Source organism: Sulfuritalea hydrogenivorans sk43H (assembly GCF_000828635.1).
GTDB classification, from domain to species: domain Bacteria; phylum Pseudomonadota; class Gammaproteobacteria; order Burkholderiales; family Rhodocyclaceae; genus Sulfuritalea; species Sulfuritalea hydrogenivorans.
In genome coordinates, this window is sequence record NZ_AP012547.1 from 786071 (window position 1) to 798031 (window position 11961).

Here is an 11961-nt window from a genome sequence, read left to right on the forward strand (position 1 = left end):
GGCTGGGTTGGCCCTGCTTTCAATTATAGACGGCGGCCCTGCTCGGGTATCATCGCGGCATGAAAATCGCAACGTGGAACGTGAATTCGCTCAAGGTGCGCCTGCCGCATGTGCTGGACTGGCTGGCGACAAGCCAGGCCGACGTGCTCTGCCTGCAGGAAACCAAGATGGAGGACAAGGTCTTCCCCTACGCCGAACTGGAGGCCGCCGGCTATCGTGCCGCGCACAACGGGCAGAAGACCTACAACGGCGTGGCCATACTTGCACGCGGCGTTCTGGATGATGTCCGCTGGGACATTCCGGCTTTCGCCGACGAGCAGAAGCGCGTGATTGCGGCGACGGTGAATGGCGTGCGCATCGTCTGCGCCTACATGCCGAACGGTCAGGCGGTGGGTTCCGACAAGTACGAGTACAAGCTGCGCTGGCTGGCGGCGCTGGCCGGCTTCCTGCGCGAGGAACTGCAGCGCTGCCCGCAACTGGTCCTGCTCGGCGACTACAACATTGCACCGGAAGATCGCGACGTGCATGATCCTGCCGCATGGAAGGACCAGATTCTGTGCAGCGAACCGGAACGGGCCGCATTCCGCCAGTTTGTCGGGTTGGGTCTGGCCGACGCCTTCCGCCTGTTCGATCAGCCGGAAAAGACCTACTCGTGGTGGGACTACCGGCAGATGGGCTTTCGCCTCAATCGCGGCTTGCGTATCGATCACATCCTGCTGTCCGCGCCGCTGGCCGCCGCATGCCGGGCCTGCGTCATCGACAAGGCGCCGCGCAAGCTGGAGCGGCCGTCCGACCATGCGCCCGTGCTTGCCACGCTGGAAGTGTGAGCGGCATGAAAACGAAGTTTCAGTGGAGGCTGACGTCGGCTTCATCGACGTTAAGCGAAGCGGCCGAAACTAAGACCGCGCGGCTGGCTGCGCTCTATCCCGTCCTGGCAAAGCTGCCCGCCGCGCTTTTGCGGCGCATCGGCGACGCGGCACAGACCCTGTCGCTGCCCGCCGGCGCCACGGTATTCGACGAGCGCCAGCCGTGCCGGGGTTTCCCTTTTGTTCTCGACGGCGCGATCCGCGTCGCCAAGCTGAGTGCCGGCGGCCGCGAGCTGCCGCTGTATCGGGTGGTGGCGGGCGAGAGCTGCATCATCACCTCAAGCTGTCTGCTGGGTCATGCCGACTACAACGCCCGCGGTGTTACCGAGGGGCCGACGACCCTGGCTTTGCTGCCGCGCGAACTGTTCGACGAAATGCTGGGCGAGCCGGCTTTCCGCGACTTCGTATTCGCGCTGTTTTCCGAGCGCATGGCCGAGCTGATGCAACTGGTGGAAGAAGTCGCCTTTCGCAAGCTGGACCAGCGCCTGGCCTCGCTGCTGCTGGGCAAGGGGCGTGTGGTGCACGCCACCCACCAGCAGCTGGCGGATGAACTGGGCAGCGTGCGGGAAATGGTCAGCCGCCTGCTGAAGGGCTTTGCCGAACAGGGCCTGGTGAAGCTTGGTCGCGAGCAGGTGGAGGTACTCGATCCCTCAGGCCTGCGCAAGGTCGCCTCTGTGACTTAGGTTACAGTCAGGCGGGCGTGGGGATGCTGTAATGCGCTCACTGTTGCACAACCCCATAGGAGAAAACCATGAAACTGAACGTTGGCGGCATCGACCGCGTAGTGCGTATTGCCGCAGGTCTTGGACTGGTGGCCTGGGCCGCCATGGGTGGCCCGGTGTGGGCGTGGATCGGCGTGGTGCCACTGGCAACCGGCGCGATCGGCTGGTGCCCGCCTTATGCGATTTTCGGTTTCAACACCTGCTCGGTGAAGAAGCAGGGCTGAATCGCCGCTAGAACTCGATTCCGAGATTGACGGAATCGAAGGTCTGTCGGCCGCCGTTGCTGGCGGCCGTGAAGAATTCCTCGCTGCGCCGCACCCGCGTCAGCGATAGGCGCACCGCGTCGAAGCGCAGGCTGAGGCCGAGGGTCAGGTCGTAGACATGCGGGCGCCGTCGCACGCTCGGGCTGTCGCGGAAGACCGTGCCGTCGAGGAAGATGTTGTGTGCGATCAGCCGGTGATCGAGGCCGGCGAAGACATACCACTCGATGCCGTGGGCGCGGCCGGGTTCGATGTCGCGCCGCATGTTTTGCAGCATGGCGCCGCCCGGTTCGATGGTGTCGGGCCCGAAGCCCGTCATGTGGCGGCCGAAGCGCAGGATGCCGCCGGCACGCGCCAGCGTCATCACCGTGCCGACCGTCGCGCCGCCATGCGGTATCAGTTCCAGATCGGTTGCCGCCGCGCTGCCCAGTGCGTGCTTGCTCTTGGCCAGCCAGGAAACCAGAAAGGCTGGTTCGTTGGGAAGCTGGTTGTGCCAGCCCTCGGGCTGCGTGGCGCCGATCAGCTTGTGCCAGCCGGATTGCACTTCCCGGCCGAGCGCCGACGGACCAACCAGGCCGAGGTCGATTTCCACGGTGTCCAGTCGATTGCCCTTCGCGCGCTGTGCCACGCCGCCAAGATAAAGCCAGGCAGCCCAGGGCCGGTCCAGCGGTTGCGGCTGGCTGATCCTGATCGACTTCGGCGTATACAGGTTCTGGCCGAGGAACAGGCCGAGATGAACGGCGCTGCCGTTCTCCGGCGCCAGTTTCTTGAGCAATTCCGTTGCCGGCAACTGGAGCAGGTCGAACGGGGCGCCGCCGCCGAACTTGATGCCATTGGTGTAATAGCGATCGGTGCGCGCCAGCATGTCGTTTTCGATGAACAGCTGAAATTCGCTGCCTTCCGGCGGGCGCGGCTGGGCGCTGGCCACCGGCAACAGGGAGGCGAACAGGGTGAGCAGGAGGATGGCGCGAAACATCACGAGCAGGGGCGGCGGGCGGTGGTGGCGATTATCGCTCAGTGTTGGCTGTCGCGAGCCAGTCCAGAACGCCGCGTCCTGCCGCACGACCGCTGGCAAGGCAGGCGGTGAGCAGATAGCCGCCAGTCGGCGCTTCCCAATCGAGCATTTCACCGGCGCAGAAAATTCCCGGAAGTTCGCGCAGCATCAGGTTTTCGTCGAGCGCGGCGAAGTCGACGCCGCCCGCGCTGCTGATGGCTTCGTCGAGCGGGCGCGGCGAAACCAGGCGCAGCGGCAGCGACTTGATGAGCGCGGCGAGTTGTGCCGGCGTGGCCAGGTCGGCGGCTTCCGCGAATTCATGGAGCAGTGCCGCCTTGACGCCGTCGATGCCGGCGCGGCGCCGCAGGTGATTGGAAAGCGAGTCGCGCCCGCGCGGATGCGCCAGGTCATTGGTCAGGCGCCGCAAGTCGCGCCCGGGGGCGAGGTCGAGCAGCAGCGTCGCGCTTCCCGTGGCTTCGATGCAATCGCGCAGCGGCGCGGAGAGCGCATAGATCAGGCTGCCTTCGACGCCGTGCGTGGTGATGAGGAATTCGCCTTCGCGCTTGACCCGCGATCCGTCAGGTGCGACAAATTCGGCGACGATGGTTTTTACCGGAACGCCGGCGAAACGTCGGCGCAGGTGTTCGCTCCAGTCCACATTGAAACCGCAATTGGCCGGACGCAGGGGCCGGACGCTCACGCCGCGCGCCGCCAGCAGCGGCAGCCAGGCGCCATCGGAGCCCAGGCGCGCCCAACTGCCGCCGCCGAGCGCCAGCACCGTGCCCACCGTACCGCCAGCGCCGACTTTCATCTCGCCTGCCGGGGTGGCGAAGCGCAGCGCGCGGTCGGCATCCCAGCCCAGCCAGCGATGGCGCGCGTGGAACGTCACGCCGGCGGCGCGCAGCCGGTGCAGCCAGGCGCGCAACAGCGGCGCGGCTTTCATCTCCCTGGGAAAGACGCGGCCGGAACTGCCGACGAAGGTTTCGATGCCGAGTTCTCCCGCCCATTCGCGCAGCTGCTGCGGACCGAACTCCTCCAGCCAGCGCGCGACTTCGCGCTGGCGGCCGCCATAGCGCGACACAAACCGTTCCGAGGCTTCCGCGTGCGTGAGATTGAGTCCGCCGCGTCCTGCCAGCAGGAATTTGCGACCCATCGACGGCATGGCGTCGAAGACCTCGACGCGCAAGCCGGCAGTGCTCAGGACTTCCGCCGCCATCAGGCCGGCTGGCCCGCCGCCGACGACGGCGATTCTTTCAGTCGCGGGCAAGGTCGGCCAGTGCGTTGGCGAGGCGCACATAGTCGGCGACGGCGATGTCCTCGGCGCGTGCCGTGGGCGTGATGCCGAGTGCGGCGAGGTCGGCCTCGCCGATGAATTCGCGCAGGGTATTGCGCAGCATCTTGCGCCGCTGCGAGAAGGCGGCGGTCACCACGCGGGCGAACAGTGCCGGGTCCTTCGCCGTATCGCCGGCGCCGTCCCCGGGGATACCGCTTTGCATAACTCTTGAATAGTCGACGGGGATCATGCGCACGATGGCCGAGTCCACTTTGGGCGGCGGATTGAAGGAGCCGGGCGGAACGATGAACAGGCGCTCCATGTGATAGCGGTATTGCAGCATCACCGACAGCCGCCCGAAATCCTTGCTGCCCGGTTCGGCCACCATGCGATCGACCACTTCCTTCTGCAGCATGAAGTGCATGTCATGTACCAGCGGCGCGAACCGAACCAGGTGGAACAGCAGGGGGCTGGAAATGTTGTAGGGCAGGTTGCCAACGATCTTCAGCGGCCCCGCGCCCTTCAGCGCGCCGAAGTCGAATTCGAGCGCGTCGCCTTCATGGATGCTCAGCCGTTCCGGCGGGAAGCGGCTTTGCAGGCGTGCGATGAGGTCGCGGTCGATCTCGACCACGTGCAGATGGTCGATGCGCTCCAGCAGCGGTTCGGTGATGGCGCCCAGACCGGGCCCGATTTCCACGATCGTGTCGCCGGGGCGCGGGCCGATGGCATCGACGATCCTGCGAATGATGCCGGGCGAGACGAGGAAGTTCTGGCCAAACCTTTTCCTGGCCGTATGCCCGGCGACGGTTTTCATGCGGTGCGTGCCGTGGCTGCCGGCAAGCCGTCGACGAACACCATCAGCGTGCCGGGGTCCATGGTGATCCAGGCTTCGTTGTCGGTCAGCGGCAGGGTGGCGATCAGGGCGACGCGGTCGTCGGGGTTGGTCACTTCGCTGAAGTCCACGCTGACGTCCTGATCCTTGAGATGGGCGACGGCGAACGGGGCCTGGCGCAGGAGGTAGGCGAGTTTGGTGGCGCAGTGGGCGTAAAGGCAGTTGCCGTTGCTGAGCAGGAAATTGAATTCCCCATGGGCGGCGATTTCGCGCGTGATGCCGGCGAGGAAATCGAACATCGGCTGCCGCAGCGGCATGGCGTCGCCGAACTCCTCGCGCAGCCGTTGCAGCAGAAAGCAGAAGGCCAGTTCCGAGTCGGTGTCGCCGACCGGGACGAAGCTGCCGTTCAGCGTCGGCGCGAAGTCCTTGAGGTTGCCGCCGAGGTTTCCATTGTGGGCGAAGATCCAGTAGCGTCCCCAGAGTTCGCGCTGGAAGGGGTGGGTGTTTTCCAGCGCGACGCGTCCCTGGGTCGCCTTGCGGATGTGGGCGATGACGTTCCTCGAGTGGATCGGATAGTGGCGCACCAGTTTGGCCACCGCCGATTGCGCCGAGGGTTCGACGTCGAGAAACACCCGGCAGCCCGGCCCCTCGAAGAAGGCGATGCCCCAGCCGTCCTTGTGCACATCGGTCAGCCCGCCGCGGGTGTGAAAGCCCTCGAACGAGAAGCAGATGTCGGTCGGCGTGTTGCAGTTCATTCCGAGCAACTGGCACATTTCAGTTGCTCCGGCGCGATGCCATGTCGATCGCCGCGTCGACCGCGGCGAAGAGGCTTGTTGGCGAAGCCTTGCCGGTACCCGCGAGATCGAGCGCCGTGCCATGATCGACCGAGGTGCGAATGATCGGCAAACCAAGTGTGACGTTGATGCCTTCGTCGAACGCCGCGTACTTGAGCACGGCGAGGCCCTGGTCGTGATACATCGCCAGTTGCGCGTCGGAGCCGGCGAGGACATTGCGGGTGAATAGCGTGTCGGCGGGCAGCGGGCCGACCAGGTCCATGCCTTCGGCGCGCAGCTTGTCCAGCACCGGGCCGATGACTTCGATTTCTTCGCGGCCCATGTGGCCGCCCTCGCCGGCATGGGGGTTGAGCCCGGCGACGAGGATGCGCGGCCGGGCAATGCCGAACTTGTTCCGCATGTCGGCATGCAGGATGCGGATCGTGGTTTCCAGCTCGCTCTTCGTGATGGCGGCGGGGACGTCCTTCAGCGCCAGATGCGTGGTGGCGAGCGCGACGCGCAGGCCCGCGCCGGCGAGCATCATCACCACGCGCGGCGTGCCGGTGTGTTCGGCGAGATATTCGGTGTGGCCGCTGAAGGCGATGCCGGCGTCGTTGATGATGGACTTTTGCACGGGGGCCGTGACCATCGCGGCAAACTCGCCGCGAATGCAACCGGCCAGTGCGACATCGAGCAGGTCGAGGACGTAGCGGGCGTTGGCCGGATCGAGGCGTCCCGCCAGCGCCGACTTTGGCAATGGAACATGGTGAATTTCGATGGCATTTGCATCGAGGCCGAGCATTGCCGCGCGCGCGGCAAGCAGTTCGCGGTCGCCCAGCACCACCAGCCGCGCCGGCCATTTTCGCTGCGCCAGCCGCAGGCAGATATCCGGCCCGACGCCCGCCGGTTCGCCCGAGGTGACGGCGATCACCGGCAGCGTGGAGTTGTGGCCGCTAGCGGTCTTCGCTGCGGTATTCGACATAGGCGCGGTCACGCATTTGCCGGACCCAGTCCTGGTATGCCTCGTCGGACTTGCGCTCGCGCAGCACCTGGCGCGCGCTGAGACGCTGGCGCTCCGCCGTTGCATCTTCGGTGCGGCGTTCCAGCACCTGGATCAGATGGAAACCGAAGGGCGACTGGATGGGTTCGCTGATCTGGTTGATCTTGAGGCGATCCATGCCCTTCTCGAAGTCGGGCACGGTATCGCCCTGATACAGCCAGCCCAGATCGCCGCCCTTGGCGGCGGAGAGATCGTTGGAATGCAGGCGCGCCAGTTCGGCGAAATCGGCACCGTTGTCGAGCCGCTCCTTGAGGGCGACCAGCTTGCGCCTCGCTTCGGCTTCGGATACGAGTTCGTTGACCTTGATCAGGATGTGGCGCGCGCGCGTCTGCTTCAGCGCTACCACCGGCTTGGCGCCGCCGCCCTGCCTGTCGACCAGCTTGACGATATGGAAGCCGGCCGGGCTGCGCAGGATGTCGCTGGTCTCGCCGGGCTTCAGCGTCTTTATGGCATCGGCGTAGAGCGCGGGCAGGCGATCGAGCGGACGGGCACCCATGGCGCCGCCGGAAAGTCCGTCCGGCGCATCGGAATAGCTGGCTGCCACCTTGGCAAAGCTCTCGCCGCGGCGGATCTGGTCGAGCGCGGCTTGCGCCCGCGCGCCGATGCGCATCAACTGGTCGGGCGAGGCCTGTTCCGGCACCCGCAGCACGATGTGGGCCGTCTGCACTTCGATGTTTTCTGCGCTCCCGCCTTGATCCGGGTTGGCCAGGTAGTTGTCGATTTCGCCGTCGGAGATGACGATGCGGCTTTCCACCTCGCGGTCGCGCAGGCGTGACAGGATGATTTCCTCGCGAATCTCCTCGCGGAACTTTGGCCAGGCGATGCCGTCCTTTTCCAGCGTGGCACGAAAATCCTGCAAGGAAAGGCGATTGCCCTCGGCGATGCGGCGGATCGCCGCATCCAGCTCGATGTCGGAAATGCGCAGACCGGTTTCCCTGGCAAACTGCAGTTGCACGCGATCGGTAATCATCCGCTCCAGCAGTTGCCGCTCGAGTACGTCGCTTGGCGGCAGTTGCACGTTCTGCCCGCGCAGCTGGCGTTCCACGGTCGCAAGACGCGAGCGCAATTCGAATGCCGTAATGGCTTCGTTGTTCACCACGGCAATGATGCGATCAACCTCGATCGGCTGCGCGCGCCGGGTCTGGGCGTGTGCCGGGAAGAAGAGGCCGGAGAGCAGGCAGATCAGTAGAAGACGATAGATCATGGGACGGTGAGGGGGCCTTCGGTTCCTTGCTGGTTGATCACGCCGTAGCCCGGCACGTTGCGCCTGAGTATGTCGAGCGGGTTGGAGCCGACTTTGGCGAAGCCGCTGAATTCGAGCTGGAAGAACAGTGCGGTGTTGGATTGCTGCGTCTGTGTCGCCAGGCGCTGGAACACGACGCGCCCGATCCAGCAGCCACCGTCGTATTCGAGGCCGCCGACGGTTTCGATCATGCGGCGCTCCTTGGTCGAATAGTTGAAGCGCCCCACTGCGTGCCAGCCGCCAAACACCGGCCACTGACCGGAAAGGTCGATCTGGCCGAGCGCATCGCGGGTATAGCGGTAATCGGCATTCAGCAGCTTGCCGGCCTCGGGAGAATAGCGGCCGCCGAGGTTGAGCGCCTCCATCCGGCTCAGACGCGGGTTGTACTGCATGTCGGCGTTGGCATAGGTTTGCGGCGCGACACGGACGGACAGCGAACCAAGATAGTTGGTCTGCCGGTCGCTGCGCAGCACTTCGCCCGGCAGACCGACTTTCTGGGTGCTGAAATAGAAGCGCTGGCCGATGGCGGCACGAACGGTCTCGGCGCCGGTCAGCGGGTCGAGCACGCGCGAAGTGAGCATGGCCGTGGCCTGGTTCGCATCGCCAATGCGATCGCCGCCGGCATAGCGGTTCTCGCTGAAGATCTGGGCGAAGTCGAAACCCGCCACGCCGGTATCGAATACCGGGAACAGGCTCTGGTCGCGCACCGGAACATACAGGTAGTAGAGGCGCGGCTCCAGGGTCTGCAAGGCCGGTTTGCCGAACCATTCGAAATCACGCTCGAAACCCACGCTCGAATCGACGCTGAAGATCGGCACGTTGCGAGTCAGTTTCTCGGGGGTGCCGACAGGCTGGCGGTCGCGGTTGTAGCTGGTGGCATGCAGGCCGATCTTCGGCGTGATGGTGAATGCATCGGTCGTCAGGGGCAGCGAAAGCTGCGGGTACAGCGTGAAGCGCCGTGCCTGTTCCAGGGACTGTGTCGCGTTGCTGAAGTTGACGTATTCGCCGTTGAAGGCAGCGGTCAGCCCGAGCGGCAGCCTGCTGCGGCTGGCTGTCACCGTCAGTTGCGGCAGGCGTCGATAGGGTTCGGCCACGGGGGGCAGCGAGGGGTCCTGCAGCGTCTGATAGCTTTGTGCCAGCAAATTGGCCGACCACCAACCGCCCGAATAGGCGAGGGTGGCCTGGCGCAGCAGATTGGTCTGGGCGATCACCGACGAGCCGCTGGCCAGATCGCTGAAGAAGGTGCCGTCGGATGCATTGTTGAGCTGTAGCGATCCGGAAAGGCCGTAGCCCAGGCTCTGGCTGTGATTCAGCGAAAAGAACGAGCGCCGCTTCCTGAGGATCTTGTCTTCGGTCAGATATTGCCCCTGCATCGTGCCGCTGTATGAGGGCTGCAGGTAGCGATACTCGCCGTTCCACAGCGTGCCGCGCTTGGCCATGAAACGCGGCGAAATCGTCGCGTCCATGTTCGGTGCGATGTTCCAGTAGAACGGCTGGGTGTATTCCATGCCGCCGGTGCTGGTGGAACCGAAGGTGGGGGTCAGCAGGCCGCTCTTGCGCTCGTGGTTCAGCGAGAAGCTGATCCAGGGTGAATAGAGGATGGGCGCGCCCTTGAAGTACAGCGTGGCGTTGCGCGCGGTACCCACCTCGTCGTCGTAGTCCAGGCGCAAACTGGTGGTACGCGCAAACCAGTCAGGATCGCGGCCCGCCACCGGGGTGCAGGTGCTGTAAGTGGCATCGCTGAGCCGGTATTTGCCTTCGCCTTCGAAGTCCATGCGCTCGGCGGCGCCGTAGCCGGTCGTCAGGTTCGGCGCGACGCGATCCTCGACGCCGGTCCACAGCGTGGCGGCCGCCCCGGTCTTGATGCGGCGGATGCTGTATTCGGGCTGCTCGAAGAAACCGGTGCTGTCGTCCATCTTCATGCGCATTTTTGGACCGCGAACGCGGTCGCCGTCGCGCGAGAGGCGGACATTGCCTTCCGCCTCCATTTCATTCTCCTGCTGCCAGAAGGTCAGCCGGTCGCTCAGCAGGATCGAATTGCGTTTGCGCAATTCGACGTTGCCGCTCGCCACGACTTCGATGTCGTTCTTGCCGGCGATGTGATCGGCGGCGATGAAGGTCGGCAGCAGTTCCCCCGGACGCTTGAGATAGGGCATCACGCCGGCAGTGCGCTTGAGCGCGGGGGCAGGCAATTCGCCGGCGGCGACATGCGCCGAGTAGAGCGGTGGAATGGCGGGGCGCTCTTCGACGTGCGGCGGTTCCTGCGGCTTCTGGATTGCCTCTGCCAAGGCGGCCAGGGCCGGCGGTGCCGGTTTCGGCTCCGGCGGGAGGGGTTGTGCAGCGGCAGCGGGCGGTGTCACCGTGGCCACTGCGGCGGCTTTGGCAACGGGGGTTTCCGGTTTGGCGGATGTCGCGGCACGGGATGCTCGCGCGGCTGGCGGCGGGACGGCGCTTGTCACCGGCACGGCTTGTTGCGGTGTCAGATCGACCCGCACCGTCGGCGCCGGTGCTACCTGTAAGCGCGTAACGGCGGGCGCTTTTGCCGCCACCACGGGTTCGACCGTCACCGAAACCGCCGCCGGCGGTGGCGGAGTACCGGCACCGAGCAGGGCGGGATTGATGCGCAGTGGCGGCAGTGCTTCCGCCGCCGCCGGGCCTGCGAGCAATGCAAGCAACAAGCCGGTGCCGAATTGTCCGCGATGCGATTGAGACATGCCGTATCGGTGAGTGGGCGCAGCGGTGACGGAAGAACGCGGAACAGAATTCCGTGTACAGCAGGCTGGGAAAGCCTTTGCCGGCCGATGCTAGAATCACGAATTCTAACACTTCATGCCTGCGGAACGCGCTCTCCGACAAAGCTTTTGCGCCTTTTCGCCGCATCTTGCGCATCTTCGACATGGAACGCCAGAAGCAAATCGGGACATGGCTCGCCGACCTGTGGCCGGGCCGCAATTTCACCCTGACCCCGGCCTCGGCCGACGCCAGTTTCCGCCGCTATTTTCGCGCCACGCTCGACGACGGCACGACGCGGGTCGTCATGGATGCGCCACCGGCCAACGAAGACTGCCGCCCCTGGCTGCATGTGCAGCGGCTGTTTCAGGGTGCCGGGGCGCATGTTCCCGAGGTTCTGGCGCAGGATCTCGCGCGGGGCTTTCTGCTGTTGTCGGACCTGGGGAATACCACCTACCTGCAGGCGCTCGATGCCGACAATGCCGTGGCGCTATATGCTGATGCCATCGCTGCGCTGGTGAAAATCCAGTTGGCAAGCCAACCCGGCGTGCTGCCCGACTATGACCATGCGTTGTTGCGCCGGGAACTCGATTTGTTCCCGCAGTGGTTTCTGGCGGAGCACCACCGGATCGTCCTGACGGAGAGCGAAAAGCAGTCGCTGGAAGGGGTTTTTCAGCGCATCCTGGCCGTGAATCTGGCCGAGCCGAAAGTCTTCGTGCATCGCGACTACCATTCGCGCAACCTGATGCGGATCGCCTCGCCCGCCTCGGGCAATCCGGGCATCATCGATTTTCAGGATGCCGTCTACGGCCCGATCAGCTACGACATGGCATCGCTGCTGAAGGACGCCTACATCGAGTGGGATGAAGACCTCGCGCTGGACTGGCTGGTGCGCTACTGGGAACAGGCGCGCAAGGCCGGCCTGCCGGTGGCCGCCGATTTCGGCGAGTTCTTCCGTGACTACGAATGGATGGGCGTGCAGCGCCACGTGAAAGTGCTGGGAATTTTCGCCCGGCTTTACCACCGCGACGGCAAGGATGGCTACCTCAAGGACCTGCCGCTGGTGGCGCGCTACCTGCGCAAGGCCTGCGAGCGATACAGCGAACTCTCGCCGCTGCGAAAACTGCTCGACCGGGTCGAGGACAAGGTCACGGTGCTCGGTTATACGATGGATGCCGGAGATGTTGGCCGGCGCCGCGATCAGTAGC

General features: G+C 65.1%; 11 protein-coding genes. 4 read left to right on the top strand and 7 right to left on the bottom strand.

Annotation, left to right across the window (positions count from 1 at the left end; translation table 11 throughout):
• The first annotated feature begins 59 nt into the window (after nucleotides 1–59).
• From xth to SUTH_RS03860, 3 genes are all read left to right on the top strand, one after another.
• Nucleotides 60–827 (top strand): exodeoxyribonuclease III, encoded by a 768-nt coding sequence (xth, locus tag SUTH_RS03850; protein WP_041097231.1) that lies wholly within the window; start codon nucleotides 60–62, stop codon nucleotides 825–827.
• A 5-nt stretch (nucleotides 828–832) separates the two neighbouring features.
• The gene (locus SUTH_RS03855) at nucleotides 833–1549 is read left to right on the top strand and encodes a Crp/Fnr family transcriptional regulator (RefSeq protein ID WP_084207528.1); all 717 of its coding nucleotides are present in this window, start codon (nucleotides 833–835) and stop codon (nucleotides 1547–1549) included.
• Between the two features lie 68 nt (nucleotides 1550–1617).
• Nucleotides 1618–1812: a YgaP family membrane protein gene (locus tag SUTH_RS03860; RefSeq protein ID WP_041097233.1), complete on the top strand. Its 195-nt coding sequence runs from the start codon at nucleotides 1618–1620 to the stop codon at nucleotides 1810–1812.
• A 7-nt stretch (nucleotides 1813–1819) separates the two neighbouring features.
• Here SUTH_RS03860 and SUTH_RS03865 read toward each other — a convergent pair whose 3' ends face one another.
• The 7 genes from SUTH_RS03865 to SUTH_RS03895 are packed head-to-tail and all read right to left on the bottom strand — an operon-like array spanning nucleotide 1820 to nucleotide 10737.
• The gene (locus SUTH_RS03865) at nucleotides 1820–2824 is read right to left on the bottom strand and encodes a lipid A deacylase LpxR family protein (RefSeq protein WP_052473187.1); all 1005 of its coding nucleotides are present in this window, start codon (nucleotides 2822–2824) and stop codon (nucleotides 1820–1822) included.
• Nucleotides 2825–2855: 31 nt separating this feature from the next.
• Nucleotides 2856–4139: a TIGR03862 family flavoprotein gene (locus tag SUTH_RS03870; RefSeq protein WP_052473189.1), complete on the bottom strand. Its 1284-nt coding sequence runs from the start codon at nucleotides 4137–4139 to the stop codon at nucleotides 2856–2858.
• A complete protein-coding gene (gene rsmA / locus SUTH_RS03875; RefSeq protein WP_041097235.1) occupies nucleotides 4096–4929 on the bottom strand; it encodes a 16S rRNA (adenine(1518)-N(6)/adenine(1519)-N(6))-dimethyltransferase RsmA in 834 nt (277 codons plus the stop codon). Before rsmA ends, SUTH_RS03870 begins: the two co-directional genes overlap by 44 nt.
• A complete protein-coding gene (locus tag SUTH_RS03880) occupies nucleotides 4926–5720 on the bottom strand; it encodes a class II glutamine amidotransferase (protein ID WP_041097237.1) in 795 nt (264 codons plus the stop codon). The genes rsmA and SUTH_RS03880 overlap by 4 nt, the downstream gene beginning before the upstream one ends.
• A 1-nt stretch (nucleotide 5721) precedes the next feature.
• Nucleotides 5722–6702, bottom strand: a complete 981-nt coding sequence (gene pdxA, locus SUTH_RS03885; protein WP_041097239.1) for a 4-hydroxythreonine-4-phosphate dehydrogenase PdxA — start codon at nucleotides 6700–6702, stop codon at nucleotides 5722–5724.
• Entirely contained in the window at nucleotides 6674–7984 is a 1311-nt protein-coding gene (locus tag SUTH_RS03890; protein ID WP_041097241.1) for a peptidylprolyl isomerase, read from the bottom strand. The genes pdxA and SUTH_RS03890 overlap by 29 nt, the downstream gene beginning before the upstream one ends.
• Nucleotides 7981–10737 carry an LPS-assembly protein LptD gene (locus tag SUTH_RS03895; protein WP_052473191.1) on the bottom strand — a complete coding sequence of 919 codons (2757 nt, stop codon included), beginning with the start codon at nucleotides 10735–10737 and terminating at the stop codon, nucleotides 7981–7983. The genes SUTH_RS03890 and SUTH_RS03895 overlap by 4 nt, the downstream gene beginning before the upstream one ends.
• 182 nt (nucleotides 10738–10919) lie before the next feature.
• Here SUTH_RS03895 and SUTH_RS03900 point away from each other — a divergent pair, with 182 nt between their 5' ends.
• Nucleotides 10920–11960, top strand: coding sequence for an aminoglycoside phosphotransferase family protein (locus SUTH_RS03900; protein WP_052473808.1), 1041 nt, complete (start codon nucleotides 10920–10922; stop codon nucleotides 11958–11960).
• Nucleotide 11961: the final 1 nt, after the last annotated feature.